Consider the following 15,083-nt stretch of genomic DNA (forward strand, 5'->3'; position numbering starts at 1 on the left):
TATAATGTTACTCTACCAAACGAAAGAGCGAGTAGCAAGATAATAATCTTATTTTTCCCTTTGAATTTCTTCTATAATTTCTAAAAATGCTTGTACTTGCTTCAACTGCCTTGCTGAGTCACTTGTTAACAACCATGTTTCTCTCGTCAATTGAACAGGTGTTTTATACATATTTCCCTGTACTTCCTTTAAAACAGTAGAAGGTAAAAGGGCATAACCTATACCATTTAAAACAAGTTGTTTGCATGTTTCAATTTGGTCAACTACAATCGTTCGCTTAGGCGGATTAGAAAATAAACCATACCACCAATTTTGTATTTGTCCATAATAAGTCGAGTCACTTTTAAATTGAATGAACGGCCTATTTGTTTCTTTTAGCATCGAAATATCTTTTATTTCTTTATCAACTAAATACAGTTCATCTTCAAATAATTTTTGCTTTTGACCTTTATATTCTTGTGTTCCCCTCAGTATAGCAACATGAACGTCTCCTTCATAAAACTGCTTTTGCACTTCACTACTCCAACCAGTAAACAGTGATATCTTTACAGAAGGATATTTATGCACAAACTTTTTCAAAACAGGAGGAAGCCAATATTGACCAATAACTGATGCAACAGCTATTTTTAACGTTCCATGAGTTTCCGTTCTAAAAACAGCTAGCTCACTTTTTATATCCTCTTCCTTTTGCAACATTTCTTTGGCATAATTTGCAACTTTTTCCCCTTCAGGTGTAATTGTCAATCCTTTTTGTGAGCGAATAAAAAACTTCATTCCCCATTGTTTCTCCATAGATTGTAATCGTTGACTCAGCGCAGGTTGGGAAACAAATAAACGTTCCGCCGCTTTTCTCATATTTGATTCCTGAGCTAACACAACCATCATTTGAAAATCATCAATTTGCAACTTTCTCCCTCTTTCCTTAGCTTCCATACACCTTATTTCAACAAGCTTTCATTCAGAAAATACAATTTTCCAGCGCAAACTTTCCTTATGTTTTATGTCTTTTTAAATATAATACATACACAAGTGATATGCACGAAAAAAAGTGACTTCTTCGTTTCCATGAAGTCACTTTTCTCACGTTATCGATTATGTTGCCTTACTTTCTTATTCAACAATTTTAAAATAGCACGACGTGTTAAAATCCCCTCAAAATAGCCTTCTTCATTAACAGCACAAATAAAAGGATGATCAATTGTCATTTCTAAAGCTTTTGCAAATGAATCTTCTAATTTAAGAAAAGGTATATCTTCCTTCATCACCTGCTCTACTTTCATATCATCAAGTCTTTCAAACTCAATACGCTCTAATCCTAACATACCATCTAATATCATGGCAGTACTAATCAAACCATGTAATTTATACATTGGATCTAAGACAGGTATCGCCGAATATCCAGATTTCACAAGAACGAGTAAAGCATGTTCTAAACCATTTCCAATTTGGACATGAGCTACTTTTTCCGATGAAATCATTAAATCCTTCACAAGAATTTGTTGAAATTCGTCTTTCGGAATACTAATCATATTACATCCCCCATTTTCCCTTTTTCCTGCTTATGTTCATAACTCTATTCACATTTTATGACAGCGTTTTCATATTATTATTTTGTCCTAAATTTATTTCAATAAAAATACAATCACACAGCTATTTTAGCATACAGCACAAAAAAAAGACTACCATTCCGGTAGCGCTTAATACCCTTTATTTTTTAATCTGTAAAATAACCTTGTGATTTTTTTATATTGCATCACATCCGTCTGTTTCAAACCATTCTCAATATCTGTAAGTTCCACAGCTAAAATTTCACTTGCATAATTTTGCTGAAATAAAATATCTAGTAGTAAACTTTCTTCTTCCTTCGTTAAAACAACTTCCCTTTGCATATACCCCTCTCCTTACAATCGCATCGTTACTCTTATTATATAAAAAATTTAACCTATTTAATAGATGTAATATTCAGTTTTTACCAAAAGATATGTAGCAATTGTAAACATACAAAAAATCATTTCGTATATCGATTTGCATAGCTAAACGCCGCATAAGCATCCGGCTTAATTTTTGCAGTTAATCCCATCGCTCGAATTTTTTCTGTCATATCTAAAATAAATTCCTTTGTTAAACCATCATTCCCAATGTCTAAATGAATTTCCATTATGAATCCAGCCCCATCTTGAGCATAAGGATGCAATAACTCCCATATTGTTTGTATATGAGTAGGTGTAAATAGACATGCGATTTCTTGACTAAACTGCGTTTCTAAATATATTTTCTCACGTAAGGTTGCTGGCTTATCTTTTACTGATCTATGGTGTAAACAACCCCAGGCACCTTTTCCAACACGATGAATATGGATTGCTGTAATAAACCTCGTATCCTTTTGATGTGCTTGCGAGTCTGTCCCAATGGATAATCGATATAAATTTCGTGGATCCTTTTCAATGAAACTACAAATACGGTTAAAGACCATATCAAAATTTAAATGTCTCTCTGAAACATTGTAAAATTTATGTGCACCGTCCACAGAGTCACGTCCTTTCAATTAGACAGACTTTTCGTATTCTCATTGTATGGGACAAAAACTAAAATTATAACTTCCTATCCTTTATTCGTTTCAATATTTCGAATTACAAAGTGACAAACTTGGCACGTATAAATTACATTTTGATTAGATTGAGCCGTTAATACATGAATAATCTCAGCAGAACTTTGACAATTAGGACAAATCACAATTGGTAAATGTTCCATACGATAACCTCCTAGTTATATTTCTCCCACTATTTGCAGAACCCAGCAATTGTGAGAAGTTTAGCTTCACATATTCATCCGGTTAGCGGGACTACTTATCCACATAGATAGGCAAACTTACACAGATTAAATTTTCATTTTAATACCATTGTAGGAAAAATAAAAAACTTCTATACATTACGCTGGAAAGTAATAGAACTAAAAAAGGTACTGCCACATGGCAGTACCTTTTTTATATGTATCAAGAAATGATATCGTAAATCTCAATTGCAACCATGTCGATATTATCGAATTGGTACACTTGAGGTTTTTCACCTTGTTGATACACTTCTAACTCATACATTTCACTTTTATCGAAAAATTTCACGCTACATTTGCGCTCACCGTTCACTTCAAAATAGCGTTGTGCTACTTCACCGCTTTCAGCTTGTTCTTGTAGACTAACAAGTCGAGTTAAAATTCCTTGGAGTAGAGACATGAAATCTCTCCTTTCTCTGATCTTCCTACCAATAGGTTTTACAGCTATACTCATTCTATCCGTCATAACAGAAAAAATGTTCCACACTCTAGGATAAAGGTTATTGGCCAGAAACTCAACTAAAAATTTGTCGAAATGCGAAGGAAAAAACAGAAAGAACATATTTCCCCTTCTTTATTGCGGTTTTTATACTGGAAGAATATAATAAAAAACAGAAAAAAGGAGGAATTACAATGAAAAAAATTGAGGTTTATACACAACCTGATTGTCCGCCATGTGTTATTGTTAAAGAATTTTTGAAGCATAATAACGTTGCATATGAAGAATTTGACGTAAAAAAAGACGCTGCTGCTCGCAATCGTCTTTTAAACGACTATGATTCTTATTCAACTCCAACAGTCGTAATTGATGGCGAAGTAGTTGCAGGTTTTCAAATTGAAAAGTTACAAAAACTACTCAATATAGAATAGGAATAGGTAAATGCCTATTCCTATTCTTATCCCGCTATTTGTAGGTAGTAAAACCCAAAAAATTTAGCTAAAGCAAAGGAGTTAGATGGGCTAGTAATCCCTCCCACTGGTTAAAAGTTTCACTTTATAATTGTTGCAACCTTTTTATTTCAGTTAAGAGTTCCTGACTTTCATGATATCCTGCTAACTTCCATTTATCTTGATCTCTTTTCAATGTTACAATTTGATATTGTCCACTTTTTGTCCGCTCATATACATATAAATTTTTATGTTCTTCATCATACGACATTTTCGTTTCTGAATTAAAAGAAAACGGTGCTTCTTTTGCCGGAAGTAAATATTCACCACTTTGTTTATCACTTCTACTATTTTCATCTGTAAACACTTGAAGGAAATTATCTGTAAAATACGGTGATAACGTCTCTATCATCTTATTCATCGGCAAATGCTTCCCACGAATTGAAAACTGGGTTTCATAGCCTTTTTGTATCGTTGTAAATACTTCTTTCCGATCAACTTTCACTTCCTCTTTCCCTAAAACAGTCGTAACACTATAACCAACTAGAAAGGCAACACATACAAATAGAACAAGCCATATTCCATATTTCCTCATTTTTTCACCTTCCTTTTAAAAGAACTTGTCTTTGTAGTATTCATTGTAACAATGATTATGCAAAGAAAGGACAGATTTCGTTCGTAAAATCTTTACAACGATAGACAGCATTTTCATCACCATTTTCACTATTACCAATTTATGATAAAAACAAACAAAAAATGCACGAATCTCTTCGTGCATTAAAATAAAACATCTTCTTCATATAAATATTCATAAGATAAATCTATAAATAAAAAGTTGTCATCATCTATTGGGAAAGAAAATGTTCGTACCATTTCGCCCGTTTCGATATCTGCATATAAATCTGAAAGCCTTGCCTTATTCTCAAAACGCATTTTCATGATATTCTCGAGAAAATACGGGCGCCAACTCCAGTTCTTCATATAATAATCCGGCATCACAATCCATTCTCCATCTTTTTTCATAACATTTCCTGATTGTTGGAAACCATCTTCATTACAAATAAATATACGAAAACTACACTGTGATACACTTTGACTAAATTGTAATAACCAATCATTTATATCTTCATTCTTTTTTTGTTTTGATAAAACATCGCCAATGCGATCGCGTAACATCTCTGTCAAATTATAAATTTTTTGTAACTTCTTCTTTTCATGCTGAATAAACTGATGACATTCATTACCAAGTCGCTCTTTCAAAACATTCGTTTCAATAAAATCAGGTAAACATTCTTTCAAATAATTACCTTGATAATATCTTCCACCGTTCTTCCAAGCATATTGCAGTTGATAAAAAGCATCTATTTCTTCATATAACAAAGTTGCACCAATTCTTCTAGCAAGTAATGATAAAGAATATAAAATATCTTGATAAGATTGTAAAAGTGCTGTTTGCCTTAAATTCGTTAAATCTACTTTTAAAATATCAGGTGCTAACACGCTAATACGCTCTAAATTACTTGTGCCCGTTCCGACCTTATTAATCGAAATTTGAATACCATATGTACGATAATACATAAGCAAATGATTAAATTGCTCTATATCTTCTTTACATTCATGCTCTGTAATCTCTAAAACAATTTGTTTTAAATTTAAACCTTGTTCTTCATACCTCAATAAAAGTTGAAGCAAGCTTTCATCATCATCATTCATTAATACATTAGCATTCCGATGTATAAATAATAATAATTTTTGATCGCTTTCTAAATAACGATTTAAAGCTTTTTCTACTATAATATTATCCGCTTCCAGTTGAAATTCACTTGGAATCGAATCATCGTGAAAGAAAGAAGCTAAACTTTGTATGCCCTCTTCTGTTTGAATACGTCCTACTACTTCATATCCAATTACAGTATGCTCATCAGCACTAAAAATAGCTTGATAATAAGGAAGGACTTTATCCAAGTTACTCATTACATCTAATGCATCTATCAACGTGCTTCCCTCCCTTTACTTTTCAAAAATTATAACATGATATTTACGGAAAAATAATAAAAAATCCCTTCAGTTTTCCTGAAGGGATTAGAGGGGTAAAATGCTAAGGGGAATTAGCAATTCTACTATGAAGAAAAAAGAGGTCTTAAATATAACGTATATATGACCTCTTGTAAACACTTTTCTTTCATATGTCACAATTCCGTCACATTTAACCATAAAAAAATGAATCAAACATTCATTTTTTATCCCTTTTAAAATGGATATTGATGTAAATGTTGTCCTCCATCCATTGTCATGCAAGTTCCATTTATGTACGCCGCTTCATCTGAGCATAAATAATAAGCTAGACCAGCGATTTCTTCTGGCGTACCTAGCCTTCCAAGCGGAACACTTTGTATCGTACGCTTAGCCATTTCTTCTGAAATCCATAATTTATCAGCACCGCCCGTACGTTCAATTGGTCCTGGCGCGATAGCGTTAACTCGTATTCCATATTTACGCCCCCACTCAACAGCGAGCGTCTTCGTCATCGCTAATACCCCTGCCTTCGCTGCAGCCGAATGAATCACTCCTGGACCTGCATCCCATGCATACGTTGCTACCATGTTAATGATATTCCCTTTTATACCTTTTTCAATCCAATATTTTCCGACAGCATGACTACAGTAAAATGTACCGTTTAACACAATATTAATGACTGAATTCCAGCCATTCACAGATAAATCTTCTGCTGGACAAATAAAGTTTCCAGCTGCATTATTTATTAAAACATCAATTCTACCAAACTTCTCATCAATTTGTTCAATCATTTTCTGAATGTCATCCGTATTTCTTACATCCATTTGTACAGGTAATACTTGCCCTGGAAATTGTTCAATTTCCAACTTTGTTTCCTCTAGTTTTTCCTTTGTACGTCCTGTAATAACAACTCGTGCCCCTTCTTTTGCAAAACGAGTCGCCATTCCTTTTCCCATTCCACTCGATCCACCTGTTATAATAACTACTTTTTCTTTCACATACATCCCCTCCAAAAAATGAATACACATTCATTTTATCACTTTATTTAATAGAAATCTTTATATTTTTAAACTTTTCTGATATTTTAACGTAAAGAACTTTCTTTTTATTCATTTTTTTTCGTAATCTATACTACTTTTTTATTATGTAAAGTATATTTTAAATAAACTGAAAGGAGATTTGAGTAGCCTATAAATGGAATAAAAACATTGAGGTATACTCATATTTTTATGAAGCACATTACAAGAAGAAATTTTTTAAAAATTGGTATGCGTACTTGTCTCTATTCATTTATAACCAGTAGCATCGGATACTACTATGCTAAATATATAGAGCCCCATTTCATTTCTTTTACACAGCACACATTAAAATCACAACTCATCCCAAAAAGTTTTCATGGGATGAAAATTCTTCAATTCAGCGATTTACATCTCGGATACTATTTCTCGCTTCAACATTTATCTCAAGTTGTTTCTAAAATTAATGCTGTAAATCCAGATATTGTCCTTTTTACTGGAGATCTCATTGATAATTATCAAACGTATACTGACACTCCTTTCGTTGCATCCATTTTAAAAAATATACAAGCCCCCTTCGGTAAATTCGCTATTTATGGTAACCATGATCACGGTGGATATGGAACTGAATACTATGAGCACATCATGCGTGAATCAGGATTTGAACTATTGCTAAATAGTGAAAAAAGAATTCGTCTAATGGATAATAGTGAAATTTCTATTTTCGGTCTCGATGATATACTACTAGGCAAACCAAAAATAGAGAAAACATTAGCGCATGCACGGCAAAATACTTATAACATTGTTCTTGTTCACGAACCAGATATCGCGCCCCAAGTTTCTAGATATCCAATCAACTTGCAACTTTCTGGTCATAGTCACGGCGGACAAGTACAAATTCCTTTTTTAGGAGCTATTATTACACCTTCACTCGCCAAAGACTATATTGAAGGCTTCTATACAATTCAGGATTTAACTCTCTATGTTAATCGAGGCCTGGGAAGAACACGTGTCCCATTTCGTTTTATGTCAAAACCTGAAATCACAATTTTCACACTCCAACATTCGTAATAATTCGCCTATTTTCTTACATATCCTTTCTTGTACGCGCTCATCCACGTTTCATTTACCATATGATGAAAGTGAGTCCAATAAAGGAGGTATGTTCATGTATCCATATTATCAACCAATCCCAGTCCGTTCAGCACCTATTGGTCCAGTAGGCGACTCACGCTTCTTCCCGTTTTTTGGCGTTCCCTTTCTAGCTGGAATTGCTGGTGGATTACTCGGCGGAGCATTAGCTTTCGGCCCTCGACCATTTTACCCACCTTATCCACCACCTTTCCCGCCGCCAGCACCTTATCCTTGTTACGGTGGACCATGTCAACAACCATACTATTACTAAGTTAAAATAACGATTATTTCAAATGTTATTCTCTCAACGAGCCATCTTATTACACGCTTATAATAAAACTATTGTTTCTACTCATCCTTCCATTTTGGGAGCATATGAGTAGAAAAAAGTAAAAACCTCTTATAGACATAAGAGGTTTTTACTTTTTTCATTATTCAGCATCTGTATTTTGATACGCCATCTTAAACAACTTCACTTGGCTATCAATTTCTTCTGTACTACCATTAATAACATAATAGTAATCACCATCTTTATTTTGTTCACGTGTTTTCACATTATCAGCTAATGTAAGCTGTAAAATTGCCTTAATTCGTGCCTTCATTTCAATATCTAATATCGGGAAAGATATTTCCACTCGCTTCTCCATATTTCGCGTCATCCAATCAGCTGAAGATAAATATATTTTCTCCTCCCCATTATGATGGAAATAATAAATACGGCTATGTTCTAAATATCTTCCAACAACACTAACTACACGAATATTTTCACTTACATTTGGAATACCAGGTCTTAAACAACATGTTCCTCGAACAATGAGCTCTACCTTTACTCCAGCTTGTGATGCTTCGTACATTTTTTTAATTAATGGTTTATCTGTTAATGAATTCATCTTAGCGATAATATATCCATTTCCATATTGCCTATGATAACGGATTTCTTCATCTATTAAATCCATAAATTGTTCTCTTATATCAAATGGAGCAACCGATAAATGATGAAAATGTGGCTTTGTTGTATAACCACTTAAATAATTAAAGAAATTGGTTGCATCAACCCCAAAGTCTTTTCTTGATGTAATATATCCAAAATCAGTATATAACTTCGCTGTTGCATCATTATAGTTTCCAGTTCCAAGATGTACGAACCTTTCAATTTTTCCGTTTTTTCTTCTTACAACTAACGTAATTTTACTATGTGTTTTCAAGTGACTTACACCGTAAATAACATGACAGCCTGCCTGTTCCAATTCTTTAGCCCAATGAACATTGTTTTCTTCATCAAATCTTGCCTTTAATTCAACTAATACCGTCACTTGTTTTCCCTTTTCAGCCGCTATCTTTAACGCCTGAATAATTGGTGAATCACCACTTACTCGATATAACGTTTGTTTAATCGCAAGTACATTCGGATCGTCTGCCGCATCACGGACAAAATCAACTACCGGCTGGAATGATTCAAAAGGATGATGTAATAAAATATCATGCTCAATTGCTTTTTCAAATACATCTTCTTCATCACCTAAATCTTGAGGCGGTTGCGGAATAAGAGCCGGATATACAAGATGTTCATATAAAGGAGCTAGTTTTTTATATAAAGAAAACAAACATGTTAAATCTAATGGCCCATCCATTATATATACATCTTCATCTTTTACTTCCAGAACCTCATATAATAACGCTAATACTCTTTCATCAATGTGTTCTTTCCCAACTTCTAAACGTACAGCCCCCCCCCACTTACGCTTTTTTAATTCTTTTTCAATTACCTTTAATAAATCTCTCGCACCTTCTTCATGAATCGTTAAATCTGCATTGCGTGTAATACGGAAACGAGTAACAGATGATACTGTATATCCCGTAAATAATTTATGAGTAAAACTACTAATTACGTCTTCTAATAAAATAAATTTATGCTTTTGCCCTTCGCTCGGTAAAAATATGAAGCGCTCAAGTAATGAAGGAACTTGTACAATTCCTAGCTTCGTCCGATTCTCTTCCTCCGCTTGCTTCTCATCATATAAAAGAGTAGCTAAATTCAAACTTTTATTTAATAACATTGGAAATGGGCGATATGCATCAATAGCTACAGGGGTTAACACCGGAAAAATTTGCTCATCAAAATACTCTTCTATAAATTCTCGCTGCTCTTTCGTCAAATCATGGAATGTTAAACGTTCAATTCCCTCTAACTCAAGCGCTGGCAATACATAATTTTTAAATGTATCATATTGTACTGTCATTAGTTCATGGGCTTTTATCGCAATTTTATTTAGTTGCTTTTTTGGTGTTAAGCCAGCTTTATTTTCTGGCTGATTAAATCCAGCACTCACTTGATCCTTTAATCCCGCTACACGTACCATAAAGAATTCATCTAAATTCGAACTAAAAATACTAATAAATTTCAATCTTTCCAAAAGTGGATTATTTCCATCTTGCGCTTCTTGTAGTACACGTTCATTAAATGCTAGCCAGCTTAACTCTCGATTATTGTAATAAGCTGTATCATTTAAATTTACTGCATTCCCCTTCGATAATTCCATTCTCTTCACACTTCCCCTTGAAACTTTTTTACTATAATTTAGTTAATTTTATTTTATCAAATTACAATATTACAAAGTGTAAATTTTTCGTAAAGACATCCGTACGACCTAATGTTTTAGTTCAAATAACAAGTTAATATTCGTTTTTAATACTCTTTCTAACTGTTTTTTTTGTTTTTCAGCTTGCACTTTTTCTGCTAATGCAGACTGTTCACATAAAACTTTAAACGTTAATGCCTCTTTGCTTTCTGTTATAGATATGGTTTCAACAAGCGATCGTTGCCTTGCATTTAAAGCAGCTGAAAATTGTAAAACAGCTCCTAATAGGCGGATTTTTTTTTGTTCACTTTTATCAAACCAACCTTCAAATGGAGATAAATGTTGTTTAAATAGCATTTTTGATTTATAAGATGCAATAAGCGCTAACCTCACTCTATCTTTATGCATCATGCCATCAATTGTTTTATTCGCCAATAAATAAAACGTATGTAAACGGCTCGCTTCTTCGTCTATATATTTGCCTATATTAAATACTTTCGCTGCTTGATGGAACACTTCCCAGTCTTTTACTGACATAGAAATAAGCCCTATTTCCTCAAGTTGTTTGCAAATTAGTCTTCCATGTTTAATAAGTTGAATAACAAATTCCATATCCATTTCGTATTCATGTGATAGTAAATGCAAACTTTCTTCAACTACGTTCGGATAATATGAAATCCCCAAATCTTTTGTCAACTCTTCATAGAAAACACCTTCTCTTAACCCTTTTCTACTTAATACAAATGCCGGTGCCTCTATAACATTAGCAAGTGTATGAAATACTTCAACCGCTGGAATAATCGTATCCGCTCGATCTTTTGCCAATCCTTCCAATTTCTGAAGTTCTATGAACGACAATTTTTCCAATTCATCTTTTACATTTTCAATATCTTCTTCTTTCATCTTGTATAAATGTAATCCTGCTATAGGATAACATATTAAATTTTGATGGATTTTTACTAAGTTCCTCGCACTACCACCAATTGCAATAAGAGGCAATTTCTTATTGATTAACCATGGTAACGTTTGAAATTGAAATTCTAAATACTGTTGCATTCCCTCTAACTCATCTTTAGTAGGAATATCACCTTTAATAAATTGTTGCTTTAAAGAAAGTGCCCCAAAAGGAAAACTATGGTACTCTAAAATCTCTCTATTTCTAAAGTATGTAACTTCCGTACTTCCCCCACCAATATCTACCGTTATTCCTTCTGAAAACGATGTAGAATTCATAACCGCCAAGTATCCGTAACGCGCTTCCTCATATTCTGATAATACTCTAAGAGTAAAGTCCGTTTGTCCTTCAATAAGCTTCTTAATTTCCTCTTGATTCTCAGACTGTCTAATTGTTGCTGTTGCAACACAAAGTACATGATGCAACTGATGAAACCTTGTACTTTCTTGAAATTGAAATAATGTCTGTAATAATACTTCTATTCCCTCTTCATTCAACACACCATCAATTAAGTAATTTCTTAACCTAGCAACCACTTTCGTATTTTCAATCTCTTTATAAAAACCTCCATTTTGCTTTTCATAAATAACTAAACGCATTGTATTAGATCCAATATCTATAATGGCATACTGTTGTTTTAATATTTCTTTCAAACTTCTCACTCTTTCATTATCAAATTTCAAAAACATATTCTATTACTATTATACAAAATAGTTGTTTTTTGTAACAATATTGCTTTAATATTGAAAATATATACAATCACTTTTTGCATATAATAAAAACCTATTTTATTTATGCTATAATAATGAAAAATTGAAAGGAGATTCAATATGAAACCTTCACAACCACAATCTCAATTACAAAACCAACATTCTATTAATCGACTAGCTCAATCTATTTTCGTTGTGAATCGTCATGCTAAAGCAGCTACTAATCCTAAATATTTATACTGGTTAAAAAAGACAGCTTTAGAGCGTTTGATTGCTGAAAAAAAAGCAATTAAAGAAGGATTACATTTTTCTAGAAACCCACGTTTTAGCCAACAACAATCTGATGTCCTTATACGTTTAGGCGATTATTTTTTCCACATCCCTCCTACGAAAGAAGATTTTCGAATTCTACCGCATCTTGGTCACCTTGAATCCTCCTATCGAAACCCGAAAACAACCTTATCTTTAACAGTAGCAAAAAAAACACTTCAAGATTATATTGGGCCTGAAGCATTGAAACAAGAAAAAAAATTAAGTGAACCGGTTCCATGGTATAGTCGTACTTATACAAAAAAATAAAACAGTTTGGCCAAGTGTAGGCCAAACTGTTTTATTTTTTTTCTTCTTTAATTTTAATATTTGCTTGTTTATAAAAAGCTACTTTTTCTGTATTATAAGACTTTGTGAATTCATTAAATTTATCTTTTTCTGACTCAATATCCTTATAAGATTGATTTACTACTTTTACTTTTTCACTAATATCTTTTAATTTAGTACCTTTATCTTGTAACATTGTATATAACTCTTTTTCTTGTTTTAAAGATTTATTATAGCTGTCATACATTTTATTAAATGAATCGTGTCGTTTCTCATACATGCTTTTCACTTTATCAGCTTGATCTTTCAACTTATTATCTTCAATTTTCTTCACATACTTATCAGCTGACTTCACTTCTTCTTGCGCTTTATTTAAGGCCTCTTTTTCTTTTGTAAGTACTTTTTCTCGTTCAGTTGTATTCTTTGCTGCTTGATTCAGTTTTTCTTTAACAGTTTGATTATTATCTTTTCCTTCTTGCACAATCTGGTTATATAATTCTTGTCCTTCTTTCTCTAAAGCCTCAAGTTTTTTTGCATCTTCAAACATTGTTTTTTCTTGTTTAGCAGCGTTTTCAAACGCTACATATAATTCTTCTTCTGGTTTCGGTCCAAAACAACCAGCTAATAAAGTCATTGATAATGCAGTTATAATTGCTAATTTACTATATTTCAACATCTCTTCCTCCTACTTATAAACGACCATCGTGTAATATAAAAAAGTTATAAAATATGTAATTGTTCTATACACTCGCATCTTTTTTACGAAGATCATTAATATTGTTTGTACAAATTATTACTTAATATTACATTATTCTTTTTGAAGTATTTAGCAGTTCCATCTCCATCTTTAAGTATAGTACTTCGTGTTTTTTAAAACCTGTTCACACTATGTATTACCTTAATGGCCACAGAATTTCACCTCAGTCTTAATAAGACTATAATAGTTCACCTGATAAAAGGTGATCGTTCCGCTCTCACGTCTATCATTCCCTTTCCAGCTTTCTATCAAATAATCTCTTTGTTCATTTTACACAGTACAATCGATATCTCGCAACAACTTACAAATATTCTTTTCATTTCCTAAAAAGGAAAAGTGTAGAGCTTGCTTTCCTCTACACTTTTAAAATAAAACACATTGTGCAAATTGCATTGGCACTACCATCATAATTATATGCTTATTTCATATATTTTTAAAGACTTTTATTACAAACGAAGCGTTTTTTTGTAATAAAAGTCAAAAAAATGTTACAAATAAAACTTCTTCCTATCAAATATCTTCAAATCAAAGCTTCACTCATTTTCTTGCAAATTTCTATACTGGTACAATTGATTTTGCGACTTTCTCAACAGTTCTTCAAACGTTTTTCCTTCTACTGGATAGCTAGCTGCTCCAAATAAAAGAGTGACACTGAGTAAATCACCTTCTATTTCACTTTCAATATTTTTCATTAATCTGTTTGTTATTGTTGATGTTTCATGACCATTATCAATTGCTACAATAACATACTTATTTTCATCCCACTTTGTAACAACATCTCCCTTCCGAATTGACTTTACAATGGTACTCTCTAATTTTTGTACTAACACTCCCAATTTTTTTTCTTGCAACGCGTCTTTTAATCCTTCCCATTCTTTTACAGAAAGAATGTAAACTGTAATATTACGGGAAGCTCTTTCAGATAAAGCGGCTACTTTCCCAAAAAAATCAACAACAAAATCGTTGCTTGCCATTCCTCCTACTTCTACATTCATACGCTTGTTCGCTCTTTTATCGTACCAATGTCCAAAATAATAACTTAGTATCATTTGCAATATATAAATAATAAAGACGGTATAAAATGATCGTGAATCCAGTTTTGCAATTACATCCTGAAGTGCAATCCATTCTGTAACTGCCACTGTATTTCCAAGTAATAATCCACTAATTTTCCCTTTATGTTTCATACTTCTCCCCCTTTTATACCAATATATGTTTCTATATCAATAATGTTTTTCTACAAAATAAAAAATGTACATATCCAATGTACATTTCTGCTTAAGCTTGTATACCTTTTCTACTCTATTTCATATATATAATATATAACTTTTATAGAAAGGAGTAATCTATATGCTACAAAAAGAGAATCTATCAGATGCTATGCGTTTACTAGCTGGTTTTCTATTATCATTAAAATTATTATTTACCTCTTTCGGCATACACTTTATTACAAACGATCAAATCGACGCTATTGTTAATGTTGTTTCATTTTTATTTATTCTATACTTTGGCTACAAAAATAACTATGTAGGAAAAAAAGGAATGGAGCAAAAGAAAATACTCAAAAAACACAACCTTCACTAAAAAAAGGAACCTTTTGTA

Annotated in this window: 18 protein-coding genes; 5 read left to right on the forward strand and 13 right to left on the reverse strand. The window is 32.6% G+C overall.

The genetic code is table 11. The annotated features are described in order from the left end of the window. Window positions 1-48 precede the first annotated feature (48 nt). The 6 genes from MHI26_RS20545 to MHI26_RS20570 all read right to left on the reverse strand — a co-directional run bounded on the left by MHI26_RS20545 (window position 49) and on the right by MHI26_RS20570 (window position 3,229). Entirely contained in the window at window positions 49-933 is an 885-nt protein-coding gene (locus MHI26_RS20545; protein ID WP_061666350.1) for a LysR family transcriptional regulator, read from the reverse strand. 152 nt (window positions 934-1,085) lie between these two features. Continuing rightward, window positions 1,086-1,529 (reverse strand): cyclic-di-AMP-binding protein CbpB, encoded by a 444-nt coding sequence (gene cbpB / locus MHI26_RS20550; protein ID WP_000623573.1) that lies wholly within the window; start codon window positions 1,527-1,529, stop codon window positions 1,086-1,088. Window positions 1,530-1,697: 168 nt separating this feature from the next. Then, window positions 1,698-1,889, reverse strand: a complete 192-nt coding sequence (abbA, locus tag MHI26_RS20555) for an antirepressor AbbA (RefSeq protein ID WP_001188692.1) — start codon at window positions 1,887-1,889, stop codon at window positions 1,698-1,700. 119 nt (window positions 1,890-2,008) lie between these two features. Next, the gene (locus MHI26_RS20560) at window positions 2,009-2,527 is read right to left on the reverse strand and encodes a ribonuclease H-like YkuK family protein (protein WP_000348489.1); all 519 of its coding nucleotides are present in this window, start codon (window positions 2,525-2,527) and stop codon (window positions 2,009-2,011) included. 74 nt (window positions 2,528-2,601) lie between these two features. Further along, on the reverse strand, window positions 2,602-2,751 hold the full coding sequence (locus MHI26_RS20565; protein ID WP_000400649.1) for a hypothetical protein: 150 nt from the start codon (window positions 2,749-2,751) through the stop codon (window positions 2,602-2,604). Window positions 2,752-2,992: 241 nt separating this feature from the next. Continuing rightward, window positions 2,993-3,229 carry a YkuJ family protein gene (locus tag MHI26_RS20570; protein ID WP_000055151.1) on the reverse strand — a complete coding sequence of 79 codons (237 nt, stop codon included), beginning with the start codon at window positions 3,227-3,229 and terminating at the stop codon, window positions 2,993-2,995. 233 nt (window positions 3,230-3,462) lie between these two features. Between MHI26_RS20570 and MHI26_RS20575 the strand changes: the two genes are divergently transcribed. Beyond that, window positions 3,463-3,699: a glutaredoxin family protein gene (locus MHI26_RS20575; RefSeq protein ID WP_000717872.1), complete on the forward strand. Its 237-nt coding sequence runs from the start codon at window positions 3,463-3,465 to the stop codon at window positions 3,697-3,699. Between the two features lie 124 nt (window positions 3,700-3,823). On the opposite strand, the gene MHI26_RS20580 is transcribed toward MHI26_RS20575, so the two are convergent. The 3 genes from MHI26_RS20580 to fadH form a co-directional block, all read right to left on the reverse strand. After that, window positions 3,824-4,312, reverse strand: coding sequence for a DUF3993 domain-containing protein (locus MHI26_RS20580; protein ID WP_001233817.1), 489 nt, complete (start codon window positions 4,310-4,312; stop codon window positions 3,824-3,826). Between the two features lie 182 nt (window positions 4,313-4,494). After that, complete coding sequence (locus tag MHI26_RS20585; RefSeq protein ID WP_000564306.1) at window positions 4,495-5,712, reverse strand: EAL domain-containing protein; 1,218 nt, start codon at window positions 5,710-5,712, stop codon at window positions 4,495-4,497. Window positions 5,713-5,966: 254 nt separating this feature from the next. Further along, the gene (fadH, locus tag MHI26_RS20590; protein ID WP_000660913.1) at window positions 5,967-6,731 is read right to left on the reverse strand and encodes a 2,4-dienoyl-CoA reductase; all 765 of its coding nucleotides are present in this window, start codon (window positions 6,729-6,731) and stop codon (window positions 5,967-5,969) included. A gap of 231 nt (window positions 6,732-6,962) precedes the next feature. Between fadH and MHI26_RS20595 the strand changes: the two genes are divergently transcribed. After that, window positions 6,963-7,820: a metallophosphoesterase gene (locus MHI26_RS20595; RefSeq protein WP_003307640.1), complete on the forward strand. Its 858-nt coding sequence runs from the start codon at window positions 6,963-6,965 to the stop codon at window positions 7,818-7,820. 97 nt (window positions 7,821-7,917) lie between these two features. Then, on the forward strand, window positions 7,918-8,154 hold the full coding sequence (locus MHI26_RS20600) for a hypothetical protein (RefSeq protein WP_000283738.1): 237 nt from the start codon (window positions 7,918-7,920) through the stop codon (window positions 8,152-8,154). 160 nt (window positions 8,155-8,314) lie between these two features. Here the strand turns inward: MHI26_RS20600 and MHI26_RS20605 are convergent, their stop codons facing one another. Both MHI26_RS20605 and MHI26_RS20610 read right to left on the reverse strand, forming a co-directional pair. Then, window positions 8,315-10,423 carry a polyphosphate kinase gene (locus MHI26_RS20605; protein WP_061666349.1) on the reverse strand — a complete coding sequence of 703 codons (2,109 nt, stop codon included), beginning with the start codon at window positions 10,421-10,423 and terminating at the stop codon, window positions 8,315-8,317. Between the two features lie 108 nt (window positions 10,424-10,531). Continuing rightward, window positions 10,532-12,106: a Ppx/GppA family phosphatase gene (locus tag MHI26_RS20610; protein WP_061666348.1), complete on the reverse strand. Its 1,575-nt coding sequence runs from the start codon at window positions 12,104-12,106 to the stop codon at window positions 10,532-10,534. 141 nt (window positions 12,107-12,247) lie between these two features. Here MHI26_RS20610 and MHI26_RS20615 point away from each other — a divergent pair, with 141 nt between their 5' ends. Next, window positions 12,248-12,706, forward strand: coding sequence for a YkyB family protein (locus tag MHI26_RS20615; protein ID WP_000804864.1), 459 nt, complete (start codon window positions 12,248-12,250; stop codon window positions 12,704-12,706). A gap of 31 nt (window positions 12,707-12,737) precedes the next feature. On the opposite strand, the gene MHI26_RS20620 is transcribed toward MHI26_RS20615, so the two are convergent. Together MHI26_RS20620 and MHI26_RS20625 are read right to left on the reverse strand one after the other, a co-directional pair. Further along, window positions 12,738-13,400 (reverse strand): YkyA family protein, encoded by a 663-nt coding sequence (locus MHI26_RS20620; protein WP_000922464.1) that lies wholly within the window; start codon window positions 13,398-13,400, stop codon window positions 12,738-12,740. 614 nt (window positions 13,401-14,014) lie between these two features. After that, entirely contained in the window at window positions 14,015-14,668 is a 654-nt protein-coding gene (locus tag MHI26_RS20625; RefSeq protein WP_000680817.1) for a diguanylate cyclase domain-containing protein, read from the reverse strand. Window positions 14,669-14,831: 163 nt separating this feature from the next. On the opposite strand from MHI26_RS20625, the gene MHI26_RS20630 reads away from it, so the two are divergent. Continuing rightward, a complete protein-coding gene (locus MHI26_RS20630; protein WP_000939448.1) occupies window positions 14,832-15,065 on the forward strand; it encodes an SPP1 phage holin family protein in 234 nt (77 codons plus the stop codon). Window positions 15,066-15,083 lie beyond the last annotated feature (18 nt).

It is taken from the genome of Bacillus sp. FSL K6-1218 (assembly GCF_038006445.1).
Taxonomy (GTDB): Bacteria; Bacillota; Bacilli; order Bacillales; family Bacillaceae_G; genus Bacillus_A; species Bacillus_A thuringiensis_S.

Bases quoted from the DNA above. Each gene is read 5' to 3' on its own strand.
- MHI26_RS20545 (WP_061666350.1), bottom strand. From the start codon at position 933: ATGGAAGCTAAGGAAAGAGGGAGAAAGTTGCAAATTGATGATTTTCAA.
- cbpB (WP_000623573.1), bottom strand. From the start codon at position 1,529: ATGATTAGTATTCCGAAAGACGAATTTCAACAAATTCTTGTGAAGGAT.
- abbA (WP_001188692.1), bottom strand. From the start codon at position 1,889: ATGCAAAGGGAAGTTGTTTTAACGAAGGAAGAAGAAAGTTTACTACTA.
- MHI26_RS20565 (WP_000400649.1), bottom strand. From the start codon at position 2,751: ATGGAACATTTACCAATTGTGATTTGTCCTAATTGTCAAAGTTCTGCT.
- MHI26_RS20570 (WP_000055151.1), bottom strand. From the start codon at position 3,229: ATGTCTCTACTCCAAGGAATTTTAACTCGACTTGTTAGTCTACAAGAA.
- MHI26_RS20575 (WP_000717872.1), top strand. From the start codon at position 3,463: ATGAAAAAAATTGAGGTTTATACACAACCTGATTGTCCGCCATGTGTT.
- MHI26_RS20580 (WP_001233817.1), bottom strand. From the start codon at position 4,312: ATGAGGAAATATGGAATATGGCTTGTTCTATTTGTATGTGTTGCCTTT.
- MHI26_RS20595 (WP_003307640.1), top strand. From the start codon at position 6,963: ATGAAGCACATTACAAGAAGAAATTTTTTAAAAATTGGTATGCGTACT.
- MHI26_RS20600 (WP_000283738.1), top strand. From the start codon at position 7,918: ATGTATCCATATTATCAACCAATCCCAGTCCGTTCAGCACCTATTGGT.
- MHI26_RS20605 (WP_061666349.1), bottom strand. From the start codon at position 10,423: ATGGAATTATCGAAGGGGAATGCAGTAAATTTAAATGATACAGCTTAT.
- MHI26_RS20610 (WP_061666348.1), bottom strand. From the start codon at position 12,106: ATGTTTTTGAAATTTGATAATGAAAGAGTGAGAAGTTTGAAAGAAATA.
- MHI26_RS20615 (WP_000804864.1), top strand. From the start codon at position 12,248: ATGAAACCTTCACAACCACAATCTCAATTACAAAACCAACATTCTATT.
- MHI26_RS20620 (WP_000922464.1), bottom strand. From the start codon at position 13,400: ATGTTGAAATATAGTAAATTAGCAATTATAACTGCATTATCAATGACT.
- MHI26_RS20625 (WP_000680817.1), bottom strand. From the start codon at position 14,668: ATGAAACATAAAGGGAAAATTAGTGGATTATTACTTGGAAATACAGTG.
- MHI26_RS20630 (WP_000939448.1), top strand. From the start codon at position 14,832: ATGCTACAAAAAGAGAATCTATCAGATGCTATGCGTTTACTAGCTGGT.